The 23,546-nt window shown below is 42.1% G+C and carries 26 protein-coding genes; 24 read left to right on the top strand and 2 right to left on the bottom strand.

The features are described from left to right. Positions 1-19: 19 nt before the first annotated feature. From H148_RS0108150 to H148_RS0108030, 24 genes are all read left to right on the top strand, one after another. Entirely contained in the window at positions 20-733 is a 714-nt protein-coding gene (locus H148_RS0108150; protein ID WP_245583402.1) for a uroporphyrinogen-III synthase, read from the top strand. Between the two features lie 112 nt (positions 734-845). After that, on the top strand, positions 846-1,397 hold the full coding sequence (locus H148_RS0108145) for a hypothetical protein (RefSeq protein WP_029034367.1): 552 nt from the start codon (positions 846-848) through the stop codon (positions 1,395-1,397). An 8-nt stretch (positions 1,398-1,405) separates the two neighbouring features. After that, positions 1,406-2,434, top strand: coding sequence for a uroporphyrinogen decarboxylase (gene hemE, locus H148_RS0108140; protein ID WP_029034366.1), 1,029 nt, complete (start codon positions 1,406-1,408; stop codon positions 2,432-2,434). A 2-nt stretch (positions 2,435-2,436) separates the two neighbouring features. After that, positions 2,437-2,937, top strand: a complete 501-nt coding sequence (locus H148_RS0108135; protein ID WP_029034365.1) for a DUF6973 domain-containing protein — start codon at positions 2,437-2,439, stop codon at positions 2,935-2,937. Beyond that, positions 2,934-3,836, top strand: a complete 903-nt coding sequence (gene hemF, locus H148_RS0108130) for an oxygen-dependent coproporphyrinogen oxidase (RefSeq protein ID WP_029034364.1) — start codon at positions 2,934-2,936, stop codon at positions 3,834-3,836. Before H148_RS0108135 ends, hemF begins: the two co-directional genes overlap by 4 nt. Positions 3,837-3,922: 86 nt before the next feature. Beyond that, positions 3,923-4,888 (top strand): porphobilinogen synthase, encoded by a 966-nt coding sequence (gene hemB / locus H148_RS0108125; protein WP_037324854.1) that lies wholly within the window; start codon positions 3,923-3,925, stop codon positions 4,886-4,888. Positions 4,889-4,916: 28 nt separating this feature from the next. Continuing rightward, positions 4,917-5,264, top strand: coding sequence for a hypothetical protein (locus tag H148_RS0108120; protein ID WP_029034362.1), 348 nt, complete (start codon positions 4,917-4,919; stop codon positions 5,262-5,264). 70 nt (positions 5,265-5,334) lie between these two features. Then, positions 5,335-5,814: a hypothetical protein gene (locus tag H148_RS0108115; RefSeq protein ID WP_029034361.1), complete on the top strand. Its 480-nt coding sequence runs from the start codon at positions 5,335-5,337 to the stop codon at positions 5,812-5,814. A gap of 347 nt (positions 5,815-6,161) precedes the next feature. After that, positions 6,162-6,869: an SDR family oxidoreductase gene (locus tag H148_RS0108105; RefSeq protein ID WP_029034360.1), complete on the top strand. Its 708-nt coding sequence runs from the start codon at positions 6,162-6,164 to the stop codon at positions 6,867-6,869. Positions 6,870-6,887: 18 nt separating this feature from the next. Beyond that, entirely contained in the window at positions 6,888-8,006 is a 1,119-nt protein-coding gene (locus H148_RS0108100; protein WP_029034359.1) for an NAD-dependent epimerase/dehydratase family protein, read from the top strand. A gap of 10 nt (positions 8,007-8,016) precedes the next feature. Beyond that, positions 8,017-10,047, top strand: coding sequence for a GDP-mannose 4,6-dehydratase (locus H148_RS0108095; RefSeq protein WP_029034358.1), 2,031 nt, complete (start codon positions 8,017-8,019; stop codon positions 10,045-10,047). After that, complete coding sequence (locus tag H148_RS0108090; protein WP_029034357.1) at positions 10,044-11,054, top strand: MDR/zinc-dependent alcohol dehydrogenase-like family protein; 1,011 nt, start codon at positions 10,044-10,046, stop codon at positions 11,052-11,054. Before H148_RS0108095 ends, H148_RS0108090 begins: the two co-directional genes overlap by 4 nt. Before the next feature lie 2 nt (positions 11,055-11,056). Next, a complete protein-coding gene (locus H148_RS0108085; protein ID WP_037324851.1) occupies positions 11,057-12,070 on the top strand; it encodes a Gfo/Idh/MocA family protein in 1,014 nt (337 codons plus the stop codon). Continuing rightward, entirely contained in the window at positions 12,060-13,166 is a 1,107-nt protein-coding gene (locus H148_RS0108080) for a glycosyltransferase family 4 protein (RefSeq protein ID WP_051286306.1), read from the top strand. The genes H148_RS0108085 and H148_RS0108080 overlap by 11 nt, the downstream gene beginning before the upstream one ends. Beyond that, entirely contained in the window at positions 13,163-14,299 is a 1,137-nt protein-coding gene (locus H148_RS0108075; RefSeq protein ID WP_029034354.1) for a CgeB family protein, read from the top strand. The genes H148_RS0108080 and H148_RS0108075 overlap by 4 nt, the downstream gene beginning before the upstream one ends. Beyond that, positions 14,296-15,396: a CgeB family protein gene (locus H148_RS0108070; RefSeq protein ID WP_029034353.1), complete on the top strand. Its 1,101-nt coding sequence runs from the start codon at positions 14,296-14,298 to the stop codon at positions 15,394-15,396. The genes H148_RS0108075 and H148_RS0108070 overlap by 4 nt, the downstream gene beginning before the upstream one ends. A 3-nt stretch (positions 15,397-15,399) precedes the next feature. Continuing rightward, complete coding sequence (locus H148_RS0108065) at positions 15,400-16,476, top strand: CgeB family protein (RefSeq protein ID WP_029034352.1); 1,077 nt, start codon at positions 15,400-15,402, stop codon at positions 16,474-16,476. Positions 16,477-16,481: 5 nt separating this feature from the next. Continuing rightward, positions 16,482-17,279: a TIGR04290 family methyltransferase gene (locus H148_RS0108060; RefSeq protein ID WP_029034351.1), complete on the top strand. Its 798-nt coding sequence runs from the start codon at positions 16,482-16,484 to the stop codon at positions 17,277-17,279. A gap of 72 nt (positions 17,280-17,351) precedes the next feature. Then, entirely contained in the window at positions 17,352-18,410 is a 1,059-nt protein-coding gene (lplA, locus tag H148_RS0108055; RefSeq protein ID WP_245583401.1) for a lipoate--protein ligase, read from the top strand. A 25-nt stretch (positions 18,411-18,435) separates the two neighbouring features. Then, a complete protein-coding gene (locus H148_RS0108050; RefSeq protein ID WP_029034349.1) occupies positions 18,436-19,527 on the top strand; it encodes a CNNM domain-containing protein in 1,092 nt (363 codons plus the stop codon). Further along, positions 19,520-19,996, top strand: coding sequence for a methylated-DNA--[protein]-cysteine S-methyltransferase (locus H148_RS0108045; protein WP_029034348.1), 477 nt, complete (start codon positions 19,520-19,522; stop codon positions 19,994-19,996). Before H148_RS0108050 ends, H148_RS0108045 begins: the two co-directional genes overlap by 8 nt. Further along, positions 19,993-21,177 (top strand): serine hydrolase domain-containing protein, encoded by a 1,185-nt coding sequence (locus H148_RS17500; protein WP_037324848.1) that lies wholly within the window; start codon positions 19,993-19,995, stop codon positions 21,175-21,177. The genes H148_RS0108045 and H148_RS17500 overlap by 4 nt, the downstream gene beginning before the upstream one ends. After that, a complete protein-coding gene (locus H148_RS0108035; RefSeq protein ID WP_029034347.1) occupies positions 21,131-21,853 on the top strand; it encodes a 3'-5' exonuclease in 723 nt (240 codons plus the stop codon). The genes H148_RS17500 and H148_RS0108035 overlap by 47 nt, the downstream gene beginning before the upstream one ends. Positions 21,854-21,961: 108 nt before the next feature. Continuing rightward, entirely contained in the window at positions 21,962-22,324 is a 363-nt protein-coding gene (locus tag H148_RS0108030) for a DUF6616 family protein (RefSeq protein ID WP_029034346.1), read from the top strand. A gap of 131 nt (positions 22,325-22,455) precedes the next feature. Here the strand turns inward: H148_RS0108030 and H148_RS0108025 are convergent, their stop codons facing one another. Both H148_RS0108025 and H148_RS0108020 read right to left on the bottom strand, forming a co-directional pair. Beyond that, on the bottom strand, positions 22,456-23,109 hold the full coding sequence (locus H148_RS0108025; protein WP_029034345.1) for a CoA transferase subunit B: 654 nt from the start codon (positions 23,107-23,109) through the stop codon (positions 22,456-22,458). 68 nt (positions 23,110-23,177) lie between these two features. Then, positions 23,178-23,537: a four helix bundle protein gene (locus H148_RS0108020; protein WP_029034344.1), complete on the bottom strand. Its 360-nt coding sequence runs from the start codon at positions 23,535-23,537 to the stop codon at positions 23,178-23,180. Positions 23,538-23,546: the final 9 nt, after the last annotated feature.

Genomic DNA, 23,546 nt, shown 5'->3' with positions numbered 1-23,546 from the left:
ACCGTTAAAGTGAATTGATTTGTCAAAAACAGAAGATGGCGACGGTTTTCCAAAACAGCTCTCTAACAGGGGCAGGACAGCCTCTGTGTTGTCGACAAAAAAACTGAGTCCGGGACAGAGGGAATTGCTTCTTAATCGTGGCTTTGGACTGGTAGAAATGGATTTTATCACTGTGGTGCCCATTAATTTCCAGATAAAGAATTTACCCCCAAACCTCATCTTCACCAGTAAAAATTCTGTAAAATCCATTCTGAACCATCCACTTAAAAAAGAAATTCAGGAAAAGAATATTTTCTGCGTAGGAGAAAAAACAGCAGAATTTTTGAAACAGAACGGTTTTAAAGTCTCAAAAAAGGCAAATTACGGAGCAAATCTTGCTTCAGAAATAATCAACAACCACAGGATTGATCAATTTTTGTTCTTCTGCGGAAAAAAGAGGAACCCAGATCTTCCCGAGAGACTAAACCTGGCCGGCGTCAACTTTATTGAAGTTGAAGTCTACGATACTCACGAATTGTCAAAAAAAATAGATCGTACCTTTGACGGAGTATTATTTTTTAGCCCCAGTGCGGTGAGAAGCTATTGTTCTGAGAATGCAATGCAGGACAGCATAGCTTTTTGTATAGGGACAACAACTGCCGCCGAAGCAAGGAAACTTACAAACAATATTGTCATCGCCACAACGCCATCCATAGAAAATGTGATCGTACAAGTGGTGAAAACATTTACATAAACCAACCTTAGACCTGCAAGGTTTCCAAAACCTTGTAGGTCTCTCTAAGGAATATAAACCAAGACCTACAAGGTCAAAAAAAAAGACCTTGCAGGTCTGGAAAAAGAGAAAAATGAAACTCGAAGTATTAGAAATAGATTCTTTTTACCACATCTACAATAGAGGGATAAATAAATCTAACATTTTTTCTAATGAGGAAAACAAACTTTATTTCCTTAGGCAGTACAACAAACATTTATCTCAAAAAGTTTCCACTTTTGCATATTGCCTTCTTCAAAACCACTTCCATCTTGTGGTGAGAATTGGAGATGAACCAAAGGAAGTCACTCAAGCCTTTTCTAATTTCTTTAATTCTTATGCTAAGGCATATAACAAGATGGAGCAAAGAAGTGGAAGTTTATTTGAAAAACATTTCAAGAGAATAAAAATAGATAGTGAAATATACCTGAAACAACTGATTATCTACGTAAACTTAAATCCTCAAATCCATTTTGGAGTTGATTTCGAAAACTATTCTTTTTCTTCCTATAAAGGAGTATTGGACGGTTCTTCTAAAATTCTGAAAATCAATGAAATTTGTAACATTTTTGGAGGTGTTGTAAACTTTAAACAAGTTCATGATATTAGAAGAATTTCACTATCTGAACAACTAACACTGGAATAATTAATATTATGATAAAAAATGATCTTTTCCTTAGAGCTTTAAAAGGTGAAACGGTGGAACGTCCACCGGTATGGATGATGCGACAAGCAGGTAGATACCTGCCCGATTTTATGAAGCTGAAGGAGAAATACGACTTCTTTACACGCTGTCGAACCCCTGAACTAGCTACAGAAATAACAGTTATGCCTATTCACCAGGTAGGAACAGATGCCGCTATACTTTTTAGCGACATTTTGGTGATTCCTCAAGCGATGAATATTGAAGTAGAGATGAAACCTGGTTTAGGTCCATGGCTTCCAAACCCTGTGCGGACATCTGCCGATGTTGAAAAAGTCATTGTACCCGATGTGCATGAAACATTAGGTTATGTAATGGAAGCCATAAAAATGACTAAAAAGGAACTCAATGACGAGGTGCCTTTGATAGGTTTTGCGGGAAGTCCCTGGACTATTTTGTGCTATGCGGTACAGGGACAGGGCTCCAAAAACTTTGATATCGCCAAGAAATTTTGCTTTACAAATCCTCAGGCGGCTCATACGCTGCTACAAAAGATCACCGATACTACCATCGCTTATTTAAAAGCAAAAGTTGATGCGGGAGTAGATGCGGTTCAAATTTTTGACTCCTGGGGCGGGATGCTATCTCCTGAAGATTATCAGGAATTTTCCTGGAAATACATTCAGCAGATTATTGATGCATTGAAATCTGAAATTCCTGTAATTGCGTTCGGAAAGGGCTGTTGGTTTGCTCTGGATATTATGGCGAAATCAGGTGCTTCGGCCCTGGGCATTGACTGGACCTGCTCTCCACAAATGGCGAGAAAACTAACAGGTGGAGAAATACCATTACAAGGTAATTTCGATCCCAGCCGTCTGTATTCTCCACCCTCCCAGATCAAGGAAATGGTGCACCACATGATTAACGAATTTGGCAAAGACCGATACATCGTGAACCTTGGACATGGCATACTGCCGGATATTCCTGTGGAAAATGCTATTGCCTTTGTTAAAGCCGTAAAAGAATATAAGACTATTTAGAAGTGGTAATAGGAAGGAGAATAGCTGCCTTTAACTTCAGGGAACTTTTCGTTCTTTGTAAAGTTTTTTTAAAAAGTCCGTTATACCTTCATCCTACATATAAAGCAACTAAAATTACAGTAGCAATAAGCAATCGCCTGTATGGAAAATTACATCATAAGAACAACAGGACAAATGCTTTTCGACATGCCCTCTGGAATTATTTGATCTGTAAATATTGTCTGCAGGTTGCCCGGACCCCTGAAAATGCGATGAACTGGAGCAAAAAAATCACAGATCTTCATGAGCGGCTTTCGCCAAATGATGGTCTTGAAAAAATGATGGACCTCCATAACAACAAAATAGGAAGAGAATTATTTCTTGATGCAGATGTAAATGAAGAAGATATTACATCAATTCTGAAACAGATAACTTCGGAAGCAGTAAAAGTGTCAAGTTTAGCAGAAATTCAGGAAGTGAAAAAAAATCTAGTTTTTATCGAAAAGCTGAAAACTCCATTATGAAAGAAAAATTCTACGCATATATTCAGGACCTGCAGGATAGAATTACTGCCAATCTTGAAGCTGTTGATGGGAAAGCAGTCTTTAAAGAAGACCTGTGGCAACGAAAAGAAGGAGGGGGTGGCCGCACCCGGGTGATAGAAGACGGGGCTGTTTTTGAAAAGGGCGGGGTAAATATTTCTAAAGTTTATGGACCTCTGGCACCGGCAATGCAAAAACATTTCGGCGTGGGAGACGTTGATTTCTTCGCCTGTGGAATAAGTCTTGTTCTGCATCCTAGAAATCCGATGGTGCCAACGGTTCATGCCAACTGGCGTTATTTTGAAATGTACGACAAGAGCGGGAAAACAGTAGATAGCTGGTTTGGCGGTGGGCAAGATCTTACTCCATATTACCTTTTTGAAGAGGATGCTGTACATTTTCATCAGGTGTGTAAAGCAGCCTGTGACAGACATGATCAAAGTTTTTATCCCGATTATAAAAAAAGATGCGATGAATATTTCTGGAATTCTCATCGCGACGAAGCCCGTGGCATTGGCGGATTATTTTTTGATTATTTAAGACCTTCCAAAAGTATGGGTAGCGAATACTGGTATGCTTTTGTTAGCGATGTAGGTGATAGCTTTCTAAAAGCTTATCTTCCCATTGTGGAAAAAAGAAAAGACCTTCCTTATTCTCCGCAGCAGCGCAACTGGCAGGAAATAAGACGTGGCCGATATGTAGAATTTAACCTAATACATGATAAGGGTACCTTATTTGGTTTAAAAACCAATGGCAGGATTGAAAGTATTCTAATGAGCCTGCCACCACACGTACAGTGGGTTTATGACCATCATCCCGAGCCGGGAAGTGAAGAAGAGAAACTGGTAGAGGTACTGGAAAATCCGAGGGAATGGATTTAGTAATCAGTGGTCAGTGGTCAGTATTCAGTTATTTCCCTCACCTCTGAACCTGAGAATCTTGCATTATAAATATTGAATCTTAAATTATGTTGATACGAAACCGAAGACTTAGAACTAACGAAGCCATAAGAAGCTTAGTGCGGGAGACTATTATTACTCCGAATGATTTTATTGTGCCTCTTTTTGTGGTGGAAGGAAAAAATGTAAAGGAAGAGATCGCATCAATGCCCAATTACTTCAGGTATAGTCTTGACCTCTTAGAAAAAGAAGTAAAAGCACTTCGGGATCTTGGGCTAAAATCTGTTTTGGTATTTGTAAAAGTCCCGGATAATTTGAAAGACAACAAGGGAACCGAAGCTGTTAATTCGGAAGGTCTTATGCAGCGGGCGGTAAAGACAATTAAGGAGGCGGTACCAGAAATGCTGGTGATGACAGATGTCGCTCTTGATCCATATTCTTCTTATGGACACGACGGAATTGTGGAAGACGGGCAAATTGTAAATGATTCTACTAAAGAAGTATTAGCTAAAATGTCTCTCTCGCACGTGCAGGCAGGTGCCGATTTTGTCGCTCCAAGCGATATGATGGACGGCAGAATCAAAGCAATTAGGGAATTACTGGAGCAGGAGAACTTTCCGAATGCCGGGATTATGAGCTACAGTGCTAAGTACGCTTCGGCCTTTTACGGGCCGTTTAGAGATGCTTTGGATTCTGCACCGGGATTTGGCGACAAAAAGACTTATCAAATGGATCCTGCGAACCGGGAGGAAGCTATTAAAGAAACGCTGCAGGACGTGCAAGAAGGCGCAGATATCGTAATGGTAAAACCTGGATTGTGTTACCTGGATATTGTTCGGGATATCAGGAATGCAGTGAACGTGCCGGTGGCAGTTTATCAGGTAAGCGGCGAGTATTCCATGCTGAAAGCGGCGGCCGAAAAAGGCTGGCTGGATCACGATGCGGTAATGCTTGAACAGTTGACTGCCATTAAAAGAGCCGGTGCCCAAATGATCGCCAGTTATTTTGCAAAAGACGCTGTTAAATTACTTTAAGGAACCACTTTTTGATTTCTTTTAGCTTGTGCAGCAGCTAAAAATATTCATTAGTCAACTGGTCCTCGCGCTGATATTTTTCAGCATTGGCGGGGGATTAGCTCATGCTTCAGGTCTTCCGGAAGTGCGGAAAGAGCAGCCCTTTTCTTCTGAAAAAATCGTACCTGCTCATCCTCTTTCTGTTACTTATCACGAAAATCAATTTCAGGAGATTCCGGAGCTTCTAAAAAGGCTTCTTTATGGAAGTACTTCCGTCATTCCTCATTCCTTTGATGCGATCCTGTTTGTCTATTCTGAAGGTTCTTACCTGGACTTTAGAAGAGATCTACGGAAGTATCTTCAAATCCAACTTTTCCCGAAACATTTTTTCTTGTGAATTGCGCTGCAAACCTTTTGCAGAACCTTGAAAATTAAATTAAACGAATTCACAATTAAAAATATATAAAATGGATACAGCATCAACCCTTATGGGTTTGGGACTACTACTCTTGTTTATAGCTCCCGTTGGTTTTCTGGTTTACACCCAGTCTACTAAAGACAAAAAAAGGGCAAAGAAACTGGCCTTTTTGGCAGGTGAGAAAGGATACAAACTGGACGAAACCGAAAGTGTTCTTGGTTTGTCTCTGGCCCTGGACAAAACAGCAAAGAAATTTATCCTGTTGAGATCTGGTGAGGAGGCTAAGTTACAGGTTATTGATCTCAAGAATATCTTAAAAATTAAGTTACACAAAGCTGACGAAGATGGCAAAATGACATCCTCATTAGATGAGATGAGAGAAATTTCCCTTGTGGTAATAACCAAAGATCATTCAGAAAAAAAACTAATTTTTTACGCAGAGGAAGAAGACCCGGTGACCCAAAAAGCTGAACGTCTGGACAGAGCAATATATTGGGGAAAAACCCTTCAGAAATACTCCCACTCATAAAAATTTCCCAAAGAAGAAGTAAAGAACAGGAGCCACCGGCCTCCTGTTCTTTATTTTATGAGCTTCTTCAACACACCGTTATTTCTGAATTTATTAAGAATTCTCTCACGCACATTTTGTAAGGCGGGGTTGCTGATCCTTCTCGAAACCCCCAGTAAAATATAGGTCTTTATGAATCTTTTAAGTTTGCTTTAGTATAATTTCACAGGCTCCTCATGTACCTTTGAATAAATGATCGGCGAGTTATCTCAGCCTTTTTTTTACAGGATTCTACCTCCCCTTTTTGATTTCCTGCCGAAAAAATTTATAAAAAGTTGCTTCCATTATGAAGTAAAAAAATGAAATAAATGGCCCAGAATGCTTCTTCTAAAATAGCGCTAGTGACCGGTGGCAGTAACGGAATAGGAAAAGCAATAGCCGAAAAATTAAACAGCCAACATGTAACAGTTGTCGTGGCTGATCTCGCAGAAGCCGTGGAACAGGATAGCGATATTCTATTCCAAAAATGTGATGTAACTAAGGCAGAAGATATTAATGATCTTTACTCCTGGATCATAAAAAATGTAGGGCACCCGGATTTTCTTATTCTTAATGCAGGCCAGGGGATTCAGGAAAAATTGACCGAAGGAGATCCGGAAAAATGGAAAAAAGTCCTTGATACCAATGTCATGGGCGCCCTTAGATGCATAAGAGCTTTTACACCTCATATGTTATCTCAAAAAAGCGGGAATGTGGTGTTTATTTCTTCAGTTTCTGCAAATCAGCCCCACCCCTATGGAGGAATTTATGCCGCTTCTAAAACAGCACTTGAGGTAATTGCAGAGACTTTAAGGCAGGAAACACTCCCGCATATAAATGTCACAGTTGTTAGTCCAGGGATAGTAGATACTACTTTTTATAAGCACCAGATTTCAGGAAATAATACGGTGGAGCAGATGGAAATGGGCGCTATAGATCCAAAAGAGATTGCAGATGATGTGTGGTATGCGCTCAACAAGAAAAAAGGAACAAGCATAAATAAGATCATAACAAGACCAACTTTACAAAACTTCTAACCAACCAAAAAATAACAGATGCAGAAGAAAGTACTAATAACCGGAGGAGCAGGATTCATAGGATCGCATCTCGCAGATGAACTTCTAAACAAAGGCTATAAGGTGCGGGCGCTTGATAACCTTTCAGAACAGGTTCACGGGAAGGATGCTTCCCGACCCGATTACCTAAACCCAGATGTAGAGCTGCAAATCGGCGATGTGCGTGATAAAGCGGCTGTTGAAAAAGCCCTTGAAGGTGTTGATGCCGTAATACATCTTGCTGCTATGGTTGGAGTGGGACAAAGCATGTATCAAATAAAAGATTATACAGATGTTAATAATGTAGGAACTGCGGTACTCATGGAAGCTTTAATGGAAAATCCCGTTGAAAAACTGGTAACCGCTTCCAGTATGAGCATCTATGGCGAAGGTCTTTATTTGGACGAGAAAGGTGAAAAACGCATGCAATGCGATAGAAAACTTTCAGATCTTAAGGAAGGCAACTGGGAAATGTATGACAGCAATGGTAAAGAGCTGGAACCTGTTCCTACCCCCGAGACTAAAACTCCAAACCTGTCATCGGTTTATGCACTTTCAAAGTATGACCAGGAAAGATTGACGCTTATAACAGGAAAGGCTTATAACTTCCCTGCCACCGCTCTAAGGTTCTTTAATGTTTATGGGACCCGCCAGGCGCTTTCCAATCCTTATACCGGCGTACTTGCAATCTTTGCTTCGCGCCTGTTGAATAACAATCCGCCTATGATTTTCGAAGACGGAATGCAAAAAAGGGACTTTATCCACGTAAAAGATGTAGCGCGGGCGATAAGGCTGGCTATGGAAAAGCCGGAAGCAAATGGGGAGGTATTTAATGTTGGTAGCGGTAACAAATATACTATTCTTGAAATTGCCGATAAACTTGCAGAAGTAATGGGCAAAAAAGACATTAAAGCTGAAGTAACCGGAAAATACAGAGTTGGGGATATAAGACATTGTTTCGCCGATACCACCAAGACCAGAGAGAAGCTCGGCTTTTCACCTGAAGTGAATTTCGAAGAAGGATTATTTGAGCTGGCCGAATGGCTGAAAACTCAGATAGCTACTGACAATGTTAGTCAGGCCAGCGATGAATTATCCTCCAGAGGTCTCACCGTATAAAAGAAGAACTATGAATGTAAAGAATAATACAGATCTAGATACGCCGACTCTTGGAATTCTCGAATGGTTTAGACCGGGAGAGTATGAGGAGGTAAAAGCTGCAATCAAAGATTTAAATAAGCTGGGAATTAAGCACCTACGAACAGGAATTTCCTGGGCAGACTGGTACGTAGAAGGTACACAAGAATGGTACGACTGGCTTTTTGCCGAGCTTAGCCCGCACGTAGAAATATTACCATGTTTTCTCTATACCCCTCCATCGATTGGGGAAATGTCTAAAACATCGGCTCCACCTAAAGATTTAAAGGCCTATGCCGATTTTATTGATGCTATGATCACCCGTTACGGGGATTATTTTGAATGGGTGGAACTATGGAATGAACCGAATAATAAGGTGGAGTATGACTTCACACTTGACTATTCCTGGAACAAATTCTCCACCATGATAGGAATGGCTGCACATTGGGCGCAAAAAAGAGGAAAAAAGACTTTGCTTGGCGGTATGAGTCCTATAGATCCCAACTGGCTGCAAATGATGGCTGAACAAAAGGTGCTGGATTATATTGACGCTGTGGGAATCCATGGTTTTCCCCATGTGTTCGATCAACAATGGAAAGGCTGGGAGGTCAATATTAAAGCGGTAAGGGAAGTATTGGAGAAGTTTGGTCATAAACAGGAAATATGGATCTCTGAAGTCGGATTTTCTACATGGCAGAATGACGAAGTAAAACAGTATCAGGAATTTAAAAATGTGCTTAATGCCAATGCCGACAGGATCTACTGGTATTCCCTAAAAGATCTGGACCCAAAGAATTCTACTGTAGGAGGATTTCACCTGGATGAAAGAGAATATCATTTTGGACTTAAGAAAACCGATGGCACTAAAAAACTTCTATATAAACTTCTTGAAAATGCCGGTGTTGAAAAAGTAAGACAGCAGGATTACATCCAGAAGCAATACAAAATTTCTGAAAAAGAAAAATATACTCTTATAACAGGAGGTGCCGGATTTATTGGCACCAATCTGGCCTCAAGATTCCTTTCGGAAGAAAAAAAGGTGATGATCTATGACAGCCTTTTTAGGGATGGAGTAGAAGAAAATCTGCAGTGGCTTCAGCAGGAATATGGTGATAAACTGCTTATTCAGATCTCAGACATTAATGAGGAAAGAATACTTCAGGAATGCGTGAATAATGCTTCCGAAGTTTTTCACCTCTGCGCGCAGGTTGCAGTAACCTCATCGGTAACAAATCCTGTCCACGATTTCAATGTGAATCTCAAAGGTACTTTCCACTTGCTGGAAGCAATAAGAAAGAGTAAACATCAACCACCGTTGATCTTCACTTCTACCAATAAAGTATATGGAAATCTTCAGGATGTGGAAATGGTGGAGAATGAAACCAGGTTTTATCCTTCCGATGATAAGATCAAGAAATTTGGTATCAATGAGCAAATTCCGCTGGACTTCCACAGTCCTTATGGTTGCTCAAAAGGTGCCGCAGATCAATACATTCTTGATTACTCACGAACCTATGGCTTGAAAACAGCAGTTTTCAGAATGAGCTGTATTTACGGACCTCACCAGTTTGGAACCGAGGATCAGGGATGGGTTGCACATTTCTTGATTAGTGCACTTGAAGACCAGCCAATAACCATCTACGGCAATGGTAAACAGGTAAGAGATATACTTTTTGTTGAAGACCTGATTGATGCTTTTATGCTGGCACATAAGAACATTGACAAACTTGCGGGGCAAGCGTTCAACATTGGCGGCGGACCTGAAAACACAGTAAGCCTTCTTGAAATTCTTGATACCATACGGGAGAAGGCAGGGAAAGAGATGGATGTAAGCTTTGAAGACTGGCGTACAGGTGACCAATTCTATTATGTATCTAACACCAATAAATTTAAAGAAGCAACGGGTTGGGCACCACAATACAAAGTAGATGAAGGTGTAGAGCAGCTGGTAAGATGGCTTTGTGAAAATCGAAACATCGAATTGCCCGAAAATTTGAATTCTAAAAAACAGGTCGCCATATGAGTTCAGCCGAAGCGGTAAAAGAAAAAAGTCCTGGTTCAGAAAAAGCAACTGTAGGAAAAGCAGCAGTCGTAGAAGCTCCTCAAAAAGTTACCGTAAAGGAGGTTGATCTTCCGGAACCGGGAGACCGAGAGGTGCGAATTAAACTGGAAGGATCGGGGGTTTGCGCATCCAATATTCCGGTTTGGGAAGGTCGAGACTGGTTCGATTATCCTGTAACAGCCGGAGAGCCGGGCCACGAAGGTTGGGGTATAATTGATGTCGTTGGCGACGGAGTAAAGGATCTTAAAAAAGGCGACAGGGTTACAGCATTGACTTATAAAGCTTACGCTACACATGACATTGCGAAAGAGGAAAGCGTGGTGAAATTACCTGACTCTTTCGCTGGTAAAGCCTTTCCGGGAGAACCATTGGGCTGTGCCATGAATATTTTTGACCGCAGTGACATCCAAAAAGAGCAAAAAGTGGCTATCGTTGGTAGTGGCTTTTTAGGAACATTGCTTGTTCAGCTGGCAAAATCTGCAGGAGCCGAAGTTATTGCCGTTTCCAGAAGAGAATTTTCTCTGGAAACTGCAAAGAAAGCGGGAGCAGATCATCTTGTTGAAATGGATGATCACTACAAAATTATTGAAAAGGTAAACGAGCTCACAGGAGGAGATTTCTGCGAACGAGTCATTGAATGTACGGGAAAAGAATGGCCGCTCAATCTATCAATTGAACTTACAGGCACAAGAGGAAAACTTATTGTTGCAGGATTCCATCAGGACGGGATGCGCAGTTTAAATGTGCAAATGCTCAACTGGAGAGGAATAGACATGATAAGTGCACATGAGAGGGACCCTCAGCAATACATTTCAGGAATTAAGGCCGCTGTAAAAGCAGTGGAAGAAGGAAAAATGGATCCTTATCCGCTTTTTACCCATAGCTTTTCCATAGAAGAAATGGATAAGGCGTACAAACATTTGACCGAAAGACCCGACGGCTTTATAAAAGCATTAATTGTCAATTAAGAATGATTACGACTCAACCAACCAATAAAGAATTATCCCTGGGTTTTCTGGGCGTGGGCTGGATTGGCCGCAACCGAATGGAAGCTATTCTAAACAATACGAGTGCCCAGGCGACAGCGATCACAGAACCAAATTCTGAAAATTCGGATGCTGCTAAAAAGAGTGCCAAAAATGCCATTTTGAAGACCTCTCCCGAAGAACTTTTTGCTGAAGAAAACCTCGACGGTATCGTCATTGCCACGCCCAGTGCCATGCATGCGAATCAAAGTATGGAAGCTCTAAAACGCGGAAAAGCAGTTTTCTGCCAGAAACCTTTAGGACGTACAGCCGAAGAAGTAAAGCAGGTCGTTCAAGCCTCCAGGGAGGCAGACAAACTATTGGCCGTTGATCTTTCATATCGCTACACAAAAGCTTTTAGAGCGGTGTATGATACCATCCAAAAAGGGGAAATAGGAGATATCTATGCTGTAGATCTCACTTTTCACAATGCCTACGGGCCCGATAAGGATTGGTTTTACGACATTGAAAAATCCGGAGGTGGTTGTGTAATGGACCTGGGAATTCATCTGGTAGATCTCGCGCTGTGGAGCCTTGATTTTCCGGAAATAAAGGATGTAAGAAGCCACCTTTTTCATAAGGGACAAAAACTGACTTCTTTTGAGGAGCACGTGGAAGATTTCGCCAGTGTTAACCTCACTTCAGAAAAAGATCAGGTGATCAACCTGGAATGTTCCTGGCATGTTTCCGCAGGAAAAGACGCCATAATAGAAGCCACATTTTACGGAACTAAAGGTGGAGCTTCTTTCAAAAATATCAATGGCTCATTTTACGATTTTAAAGCCGAAAAATATCACGGCACCCAAACTGAAACTCTCGAATCCCCTCCCGACGAATGGAGTGGACGGGCCGGAGTAGTCTGGGTAGAAAACTTATTAGAGAACAACCGGTTCGATGAAAAATCAGCCACCGAATTTATAAAAACAGCCGAAGTAATAGACCGCATATATGGGAGATAAGAAGATGAAGGTGTTGATGACTACCGATACGGTAGGAGGAGTATGGGTGTATTCACTCGAACTCTGCAGGGCTCTGGCGCAGTATGATGTGCATGTGCATTTAGTAGCCCTTGGTGGCTGGCCTTCGCCGGCACAGCAGGTAGAGGCCGAGAAAATTCCGAATGTGACCTGCTATAAAAGCGATTACAAGCTTGAATGGATGGAAGATCCATGGGAAGATGTAGAGCAGTCAAGAAAATGGATTAACAGCATTTACCAGACTGCACAACCAGATTTGGTGCACTTCAACAATTACGCTCACGTAGAAGAAGAGTGGACGGCCCCAGTGATTACGGTTTTCCACTCCTGTGTGCGCACCTGGTGGCAGGCTGTAAAAGGAAAAAATGCTCCGGAAGATTGGGATCGATATTCCCAAATCGTTAAGGAATCTCTTGAAGAATCTCACATTGTAGTTGCACCTACAAAAGCAATTTTGAAGAGTGCGCAGGATGCTCATCTTTTTACTTCGGAAACTATGGTGATCCACAACGGACGAATCCTCCCTTCGGAAGTTACAAAACCTCAGGAGAAATTCATTCTCTGTTTGGGCAGGATGTGGGATGAAGCCAAAAATCTCTCCCTGCTTTCAAATATTGCAGAACGCTTACCGTGGCCGGTATATGTGGCCGGTGACGCTGTAAATCCTAATACAGGAAAAGAATGTAGTCTCAAAAATGTCAAATTTCTGGGGAAATTATCTCCTGAAGAAGTTCAGGAATGGATGCAGCGGGCGAGCATTTTTGTTAGCCCAACCCGCTATGAACCATTTGGCCTCGCAATTCTTGAGGCTGCAGGGAATGGCTGTGCGCTGGTCCTGAGCGAGCTGGAAACTTTAAAAGAATTATGGCATGATGCAGCTCTTTTCTTCGATCCCAAAGATGAAGCCGAAGCAGAAAAAACAATAGCCCATCTTCTCGAAAGTTCTCAATTTCTGGAAGAACTTTCAGGAAAAGCCAGAGCCCGGGCAGGAGAATATTCCGCAGAAAAAATGGGAACGGCTTACTATGACCTTTACCGGGAAATCCTGGAAAAAGAAGAAAAATTGATGAGTGTATGAAAATAGTGATGTTTTACCATTCTCTTTATTCCGACTGGAATCATGGGAATGCGCATTTTTTGAGGGGAACTGTAAAGGAACTTCAAAAGCGGGGGCACGACGTTGATGTCTATGAACCCGAAGGTGGCTGGAGCCTCAAGAACCTGCTGAAGGATCACGGTGCCGAGCGGCTGGATGAATTCCGGCAGTATTATCCGTCACTGAATCCGCAGTTTTACAATCCCGAGAAAAAACTGAACTATCAAAATATACTTGGTAAGGCCGACCTTGTGCTCGTGCACGAATGGAATGAGCCCAATTTTATCACCGAAATAGGAAAGCAGAAAGAAAAATTCGGTTTTAAACTGCTCTTTCACGATACCCATCACCGTGCTGTTTCAGCAGAAAAAGAGATGAAAAAATTTGATTTCTCACACTTTGATGGCGCACTTGTCTTTGGTGATGTGATTGAGAAGATCTATGAGGAGAGAAAATGGGTAGATAAAGTCTGGACGTGGCACGAAGCTGCCGATGCCGATTTCTTTAGTCCGAACAGAGATGAAGAGAAAGAAGGAGACCTTGTGTGGATAGGAAACTGGGGCGATGGGGAAAGAACCGAGGAACTCATGGAGTTTCTTATTGAACCCATAAAAGAACTAAAGCTGAAGGCAAAAGTTTACGGCGTACGTTATCCCGAAAAAGCCAGGAAAGCACTGGAAGATGCCGGGATCGAATACGGCGGATGGCTTCCAAATTACAAAGTGCCGGAGGTTTTTGCCAAATATAAAGTTACAGTACATGTGCCACGACGGCCATATGTGGAAATGTTGCCGGGAATCCCTACTATCCGGCCATTTGAAGCATTATCCTGCGGCATTCCATTAATTTGCTCTCCCTGGGATGATGCAGAAAATTTATTCACACCGGGAGAAGATTACTTAATCGCTAAAGATGGAAATGACATGGGCTATAAGCTTGCTGAAGTAATTAAAAGTGCACAGCTTGCCCGAAGTCTTTCAAAAAACGGCCGCAAGACCATCCTTGAAAAACACACCTGTGCCCACAGAGTCAATGCTCTTGAGGGAATATTACAGGAGCTTGGCCTGCCCCAAGACAAGATCTTTCCTATCAACCACAAAAACCAGGAAGCATGAAAAGAAACCTGAAAATCGCCTTTTTTGGATCCAGTATAGTATCTGCTTATTGGAACGGGGCGGCTACATATTATCGTGGAATTGTTAAGGCTCTACACAAAATGGGGCATGAAGTGACATTTTACGAACCCGATATTTACGGGAGACAGGAACATAGGGACATAGAAGATCCCGAATGGTGCACCGTAAAAGTTTATCCTGAAGATAAAGTAACCCTACAGGGGCTGCTCCGGGAAGCATCAGAAGCAGATGTTATTATTAAAGCCAGCGGTGTTGGCGCTTTTGATGATTTTCTTGAAGATGCTGTAGTACAGTTAAAGAAGGAGGACAACCTCATCATCTTTTGGGATGTTGATGCGCCGGCAACCTTGGATCGTATTGAGTCCGATCCTTCAGATCCGTTTAATGCACTGGTGCCAAAATACGATTTCGTCCTTACCTATGGCGGCGGCCAACCAGTCATTGATGCCTACGAACGAAATGGCGCAAAAAGATGTGTTCCCATTTATAACGCTTTAGATACAGACACACATTTTCCTGTAGATCCAAATTCAAAATTCGACGGCACTCTGGCATTTTTAGGTAACCGTCTCCCCGACCGCGAAAAACGAGTAGAAGAATTTTTCATCAAGCCGGCACAAACCCTTCCCGATGATAAGTTTCTCCTGGGAGGCAGCGGCTGGGGGGATAAAAAGATGCCTAAAAACATAGATTATCTTGGGCACGTCTACACCAAAGATCACAACGCCTTTAACTGCACGCCCAAAGCCGTTCTGAATATAAGCCGGGACAGTATGGCAAAATATGGTTTCTCTCCTGCCACCCGCGTATTTGAGGCCGCCGGTGCCGGAGCTTGTTTAATCACAGATTATTGGGAAGGAATTGAAACCTTTTTTGAACCCGGAAAAGAAATCCTGGTTGCCAACAGCGGCGAAGAAGTACAAATGATCCTTACCGGCCTTACTTCGGAAAAAGCCGAAAAAATAGGAAAAGCCGCTTATGAAAAAGTTTTAGCTGAACACACATACGAACACCGTGCAGAATTGCTGGAGTCGGTTATTTCTGAAAAACTTCAACCTGAAGAACAAAAACACTAAATAATGAAATTTGTAATTATAGGACTTTCGGTTACTTCATCCTGGGGAAACGGCCATGCCACAACGTATCGGGCGCTTCTTAAGGAGCTCAAGGCGCTGGGACATGATATCCTGTTCCTGGAGAAAGATGTGCCGTGGTACGCTCCACATCGTGATATGCCCAATCCCGATTTTTGTCGGGTTGGCCTTTACAAAACCAATGAAGAGCTGAAATCTGATTATAAAGAAGAAGTAGAAGCGGCCGATGTGGTGATCGTTGGCTCTTATGTGCAGCAAGGCGTGGAAGTTGGAAACTGGGCGATAGAAACAGCCAACGGAGTAACCGCTTTTTACGATATCGATACTCCGGTTACTTTGGCGAAACTTGAAAGAAAAGATTACGAATACCTGGATCCTGAAATTATCCCGAAATATGACATGTATTTGTCATTTTCGGGAGGTCCCATTCTCCGGCATCTGGAAAACCACTACGGTTCCCCAATGGCAAGAGCCCTTTATTGCTCTGTTGATCCCGATCTCTATTATCCTGAAGACCGGGAAAAAAAATGGAAAATGGGCTACCTCGGCACTTACAGTGATGACAGGCAACCCACAGTACAGGAACTACTGAATAAACCGGCAGCACAATTCCCTTCTGAAAAATTTGTAGTGGCAGGTCCTCAATATCCCGAAGATTTTCCCTGGTCCCAAAACGTGGAGCGAATAGATCACCTGCCTCCGGCTGAACACCGGGATTTTTACAACTCTCAGGAGTTCACACTAAACGTGACCCGGGAAGATATGATCAAAGCCGGCTATTCCCCGAGCGTCAGACTTTTTGAAGCCGCCGCCTGCGGGGTACCGATTATTTCAGATTATTGGGATGGGATCCACAGTATTTTCGAGCAGGAAAAGGAAATTCTAATTGCCCGCAACAGCGAAGAAGCGGAAGAATACTTCCGAAGCATTTCTGAAGAGGAGAGAAAGCAGATAGGCGAAAATGCACGGCAAAAAGTTCTAAAATATCACACGGCACGTGCAAGAGCGAAAGAATTGATTAATTACGTAAAGGAGGTACTCAAACCTTCAGAAAAGGTATAAAATTTATGTCTACCCAACAAGAAATAAAAGAATTGGAACCCTGGTTTCATAATATCCACCTACCCGACGGCACCCAAACCGCACCCGATCATTTTCTTGGGGATTTTCCGAAATTTAAATGGGAAAAGATCAAAGATGCTATCCCCAAAGATCTTGAAGGCTGGAAGGTGCTTGATATAGGCTGCAACGCCGGCTTTTACTCTTTGGAACTAGCAAAACGTGGCGCAGAGGTGCTGGCCATAGATCTTGACGAACATTACCTGAGACAGGCAAAATGGGCCGCCAAAGAATTTGAGTTAGATGACAAAATAAGATTTAAGCAAATGCAGGTTTACGATCTTGCCCATACCGAAGAACAGTTTGACCTGGTGTGGTTCATGGGAGTTTTTTATCACTTGCGATATCCTATGCTTGCCATGGATATACTCTCTCAAAAGGTCAAAAAAATGATGGTCTTCCAAACGCTTTCCTTGCCGGGACAGGAGGAAATGGAAATTCCGGAAGATGTCGAATTCCACAAGCGGGAGATCATGAAAGAAAACGCCTGGCCAAAAATGGCATTTATTGAGCACAAACTTGCAGGAGATCCTACCAACTGGTGGGCTCCAAACCACCAGGGAATTATCTCCATGCTCCAAAGCTGCGGACTCAAAGTTACCGCAACGCCCGAAGATGAAACTTATGTCGCTCAAAAAGATCCTGACCTTCACTCCAGCCTTGACACCTGGAACTATTCGGAATATCTATCGGCAGTGGGCAAGGATTGGAAAGAGGAGGTAGATAAGAAAACCAGTAAAGAATAGACGGGAAAGAATGTTAATAGGAAAAGGCGCGGTTAATAGGATTGATCGCGCCTAATCTTTTCAGTTTATCTATTGAAAAATGCAGAATTAATTCTCTTTTGGGAAGTTTCCGGTTTGGCTTTATTATTTTTGAGAGAAATAGACCAGAACATGCTTTGCATAAAACATCATTCTACAGATCCTTATTTTAATATCGCGACAGACGAATATATTTTCAAACATATTGAAGAAGATTGTTTTATGCTATGGCGAAACGATAATGCAATCATAGTAGGAAAACATCAGAACACCCAGGCAGAGATTAACCATGAGTACGTAAAAGAACGAGGAATTAAAGTTGTTAGGCGCTTGTCTGGCGGCGGTGCAGTTTATCATGATTTGGGAAATCTCAACTTTTCATTTACCCGAACCGGCGACAGCTATGAGATGATCGATTTTGAACGCTACACCAAACCAATTATTGAGGTTCTTAAACAGCTTGGAGTGGATGCAAAATTTGAAGGCCGAAATGATCTCACTATCAACGGTAAAAAATTTTCTGGTAATGCAGAACATGTCTTTAAAAACAAGGTTTTACACCACGGTACACTTTTGTTTTCTTCAGAAATGAAAGATATAAGTGGCGCTTTAAAGATTAATCCTTTGAAGTACAAGGATCGGGGAGTGAAATCTGTACCCAACCGGGTAACCAATATCAGCGACCACCTGCCCAAAAAGATCACACTCGATGAATTCACAGACCGGGTGATGGACCATATCACCTCCACTTTTGCAGATGCCCGTATGTATGAATTTACCGAAAAGGACCTGGCGACAATTCAAAAAATAAGGGATGAAAAATACAGCACCTGGGAATGGAACTTCGGCTATTCCCCAGACTACAACTTCAGGCAGGGTGCGCGTACGCCGGGCGGAACCGTTGAAATGAACATGAATGTTACAAATGGAATCATCCAGGAGGTAAAGATCACCGGTGACTTTTTTCACCTCAAGGATATTGGTCCAATTGAACAGGCGCTGAAGAATACCCGTCATGAAGAAAAAATGATAAGGGAAAAACTGTCCCAATTCAACCTTAAAGAATATTTCAGTAAAATTACAGAAGATGATCTTGTCGCGATCATGTTTTAAACATCTTTGAAACCTAAAGACCCGAATGGAATTACTCATTTTATATGCCGTACTGGCCATTTTTTTTTCCTTCATGTGCTCGATTTTAGAGGCAGCCTTTCTTAGTTTTACCCCATCTCATTTGAAGATCAAAATAAGGGAGGGCAAAGCTTATGCTCACACCCTGACGAAATTTAAGCAGGACGTTGACAAACCCCTAGTCGCTATCCTAAGCATAAATACCATAGCTCACACAGTTGGGGCCATTCTGGTGGGAGTACAGGCAGAGAAGGTGTTTGGTGACGGCGGTAATGCAGTTGGGATCGTTTCGGTAGTTATGACTCTTGCAATTTTAATTATTTCTGAAATAATACCGAAAACAATAGGGGCCACCTACTGGAAAAGTTTGGGGAACTTTACGGCACAATCGCTTAAAGCGTTTGTTTTTCCGCTGAAGTACACCGGCATTCTATGGCTTATGATGCTCACCACGCGACTTATTGGAAAATCGGCTCATGTAAGCTCCATGAGCAGGGAAGAATTCATCGCAATAACCGATGTAGCCGAAGAAGAAGGAGTTTTCGAAGAGCAGGAAACTACGGTCATCAAGAACATGCTAATTTTCAAAAAAGTAAAAGCCAAAGACGTGATGACCCCTTTTTCCGTCGCCATAACAGAAGACGAAAACACCAGCATTGAAAAATTTCACAGCCAGCACCGTAACCTTAGATTTTCCCGCATCCCGGTCTATGACAAACAGGTGAATGACATTACGGGCTTCGTTTTAAAAGATGATATCCTTGAAGAAATGCTGGATCAGAAAGGACCTGAGCCTCTAAAAATCTTAAAAAGAGAAATTCTTATGACTCCTGAGGAAACACCCATCCCACAACTTTTTGACAGGTTCATTCAGGAGAGAACACATCTTGCAATGGTAGTTGATCATTATGGAAACACAATAGGTCTTGTTACCATGGAAGACATTATTGAAACTCTTATGGGACTGGAGATTATGGATGAAAGTGACAACGTCCAGAATATGCAGGTACTGGCGCGGGAGAACTGGGAAAAAAGAGCCAAGAAATTGGGACTTTTAAAGCAGGATCAACCGGGTGACAAGGAAAAAAGTAATGAATAGAACTTTCCTTAAAACTCCTCTTGGAAATGCCATTTTAGAGGGGGATAAAAGTGGGATCTCTAAATTACTTCTTACTGAAGAAGCAGCCGAGTCCTCTACCTCCTCAGCACCGGAACTTCAGGAAGCAATCGAACAGCTGCAGCAGTATTTTTCAGGAGAACGGAAGGAGTTCGACTTAAAATTAAATCCCCAGGGAACAGAATTTCAGAAGAGAGTTTGGCAGGCACTGCAAAACATTCCCTATGGAAAAACAGTTTCATACATGGATCTGGCAAAAAATCTCGGAGATCCACTCGCGATACGGGCTGTGGCAGCAGCTAATGGAAAGAATCCGCTTTGGATAATTATTCCCTGTCATAGGGTTATTGGAAGCAACGGAAATCTTACCGGATATGCCGGCGGATTATGGCGAAAAAAATGGCTGCTCGACCATGAACAGCCTCACAAACAACAAAGCCTGTTTCAATGAGAGGTCTCAAAAAAGCCATTTTTGGAACGTTTCTTTTTTTGATCCTATTCGTGGGGGTTGCATTTCTTTTCAACTTTGACTATATTTTCAAAGGGATCCAGTCCAGCTATCTGCAAGGGCACCTTAGTGCTCATATAGATGACCACAGGTTTTTCGACAACCGAAAAATTGAAGCCGGACAGCCACAACCCTGGCCACAGCATAAGAACTACAACAAACTTTCGCTTACAGAAGCACTTCAGGAAAAGAACGAAGAGGCAGGAACAGTGGCTTTTTTGATTATTAAAAATGACAGCATTTGGTATGAAAGCTATTCTGAAGGTTATGGCTCCACTTCGCACACCAATTCCTTTTCAATGGCAAAGAGTTTCGTGGCAGCTCTACTTGGAAAAGCTATTGCTGAAGGTCATATAGAAAACCTGGATCAGGCTGTGGCAGATTTTTTTCCGCAGTTTGATGAACGGCTGACTTTGCGCCACCTCGTCTCCATGTTCTCCGGCCTTAACTGGGACGAAAGCTACTACAATCCATTTTCGATGACGATCAAAGCTTATCTCGATGATGATATACGCGAAATGATCATGGATCTTGAAGTTGTAAAGGAGCCGGGGGAAGAGTTTAAATATCTGAGTGGCAACACCCAGCTCCTGGCGATGGTTCTGGAAAAAGCGACGGGAAAGAATGTTTCGGAATATATGAGCGAGAGCTTCTGGAAACCTATGGGCATGAAAGAGGATGCCTTCTGGCAGCTGGACAGTGAGGAAAGCGGCATGGAAAAAGCCTTTTGCTGCATCGCCTCTAATGCCCGGGACTTTGCCCGTTTCGGGAAGCTATACAATAACTTCGGAAAATGGCAAGGGAAACAGCTGCTTGATTCAGCTTATGTGGCCCAATCAATTCGGCCGCAACTGGAGGATTATCCTCATTACGGATTGGGAATTTGGCTGAAGGATTTTAAGGGGCAGGAAGTGTTTTACTTCCGCGGAATTCTGGGCCAATATGTAATTGTACTTCCGCAGAAAGATGTAATTATTGTGCGGCTGGGGCAAGAAGGAGGTGAAGTTCCCGATGACAAAGAACATCCAAATGATTTTTATGTTTATCTTGAGGAGGTGTTAAAAACTCTTGAAGCACATGATCAAGAAAATCGCATTACGCAATCTGCTGTTCCTCGACATTGAAACAGTTCCCGAAAATGCCACTTTTGCCGAACTTTCTGAAGAGAAGCAGAAATTATGGGCAGCAAAATCTCAATATCAACGCAAGGAAGAATTTACTCCCGAAGAATTCTATGACCGGGCGGGGATTTGGGCAGAGTTCGGAAAGATCATCTGTATTTCGGTAGGATATTTTGCTTTTCAGGGAGAGAAGAGGACATTCAGGACGACTACTTTTTGTGGAGAAGAAAAAGAGCTGCTTATAGCTTTTAAATCCCTTCTGGAAAGCCATTTTGGAGGGCCTCAACACCTGCTGTGTGCGCATAACGGGAAAGAATTTGATTTTCCATACATCGCGAGAAGAATGCTCATCCACAACATAGAACTTCCAAACAAGCTGAATCTTTTTGGGAAAAGGCCGTGGGAAGTTCCTCACCTTGACACCTTAGAGTTATGGAAGTTTGGAGATTACAAGCACTATACTTCTTTAAAATTACTCTGCAATGTTCTCGGTATACCTTCACCAAAAGAGGATATTGATGGAAGTGAAGTCTGCAAAGTCTTCTATGAGGAAGGAAATGTTGACAGGATTGTTTCGTACTGTGAGAGGGACGTGGTAGCTATAGCCCAGGTCATCCTTAGACTAAGACAAGAGCCACTTCTTGAAGATCACGAGATCATGCACATAGAGATTACTTAAGGAACTGTTATTTATCCTACTGCCTTCCAAACTTTTAGTATATTTAAGAAAGAGATCTCTAAAATACCATTTTTGAGACTCGTGTTTGTGTAATTTAATAAGAGAATTATGTACTTATACGTTGAACAATGGAATGTAACCAAGGAATGGATGGATCTTTCAAAAGAAGACCGGCGTTCTTATATGAACAAAGTTAAGGACGGAATACAGGAAATGAGTCGTGCGGGATTGGAAAATCTGGGTTGGGCATTGAATGATGAACACACTCCTCATAGAAGTGATTACAGATATTTCGCGATATGGAAACTTCCCTCCCTGGAAGCGGTAGAAGAATTAGAGAAAGGAATTGAAGAAGCCGGTTGGCACAAGTACTTTTCCCAAGTGAACTCCAGAGGGAAGATCATCCCATTTAATGAGGCAATTGATTTTCTGGTGAATTTAGAGAAAAATTCTACTTCTATTCTGGATTAAAATCTTCGTTCAGAAGTAAAATGTAAAAGACCCTGCAGCAGACTTGCAGGGTCTTTTTTCGATCTTGCAGGTCTTCATTATGGAATAAAAAGACCTACAAGGTTTTGGAAACCTTGCAGGTCCGCCCTAATTTAAATCTGCATCTCCGGAATTTCTCCCTCTACAATCAAAGTTCCTTCAGTAGCTTCTTTTATTTCTTCAACACCTACGCCCGGCGCTCTTTCCAGGAGCTTAAAACCTTTGTCGGTCACTTCAAGTACGGCAAGATTGGTTACAATTTTTGTAACACATCCTACCCCTGTTAGTGGCAAAGTGCATCTCTTCAACAGTTTGGATTCTCCGGCACGGTTGGTATGCATCATGGCTACAATAATGTTTTCGGCGCTGGCTACAAGGTCCATAGCACCGCCCATTCCTTTTACCATTTTCCCCGGAATTTTCCAATTGGCAATGTCGCCGTTCTCCGCCACTTCCATAGCGCCAAGTATAGTGAGGTCAACATGCTGACCCCGAATCATCCCGAAGCTCATAGCCGAATCAAAATAACTTGCACCCGGTAAGGCTGTGATAGTTTGTTTTCCCGCGTTTATAAGATCGGCATCCTCTTCTCCTTCAAAAGGAAATGGCCCCATTCCAAGAATTCCATTTTCACTCTGGAATTCAACTTCTATATCATCCCGCACAAAATTGGCTACCAAAGTTGGGATACCAATTCCGAGGTTAACGTAGTAACCGTCTTTGACTTCCTGAGCTATGCGTTTTGCAATTCCGTTTTTATCTAACATTTTATTGATTTGAAGATTTGTGAACTTGAGGATTTGAAGATGAGCCCTTTTAAGTGCAGCCTATCTTCCTATTCTCTTTTTCTTTTACTTGAATTGATAATTTTTGAGGTGATTCGGGAGATTAATTGAAGTTCCGAAAATAATTCTGGTTTAGGGTCAGGATAATGAGAAGAAGCCTTACATAACCTCAGCCAATAATTTGTTTCATCTGCCTCTTTAGCGGCAATTTTAAATTTATGTATAAAATCGGTATTGCTTTCTGCATTTTGTGCTTCCCGGACATTTGCGCCAATTGAAGTTCCGCTTCTGAACAATTGAGATGACATTTCATACTTGTGAAGAGTTCTCAATCTTTCAGTAAAATCAATTGTTTCAAGAGCAAAGTCAAATGTTTTCTTCACTATAAGATTGTCCTTATCATCTCTCATATTACACTT

This window comes from Salinimicrobium terrae DSM 17865, assembly GCF_000424665.1.
GTDB lineage: Bacteria > Bacteroidota > Bacteroidia > Flavobacteriales > Flavobacteriaceae > Salinimicrobium > Salinimicrobium terrae.
Note: the sequence above shows the minus strand (reverse complement) of the source record. Positions and strands in the feature narration are given on the sequence as shown.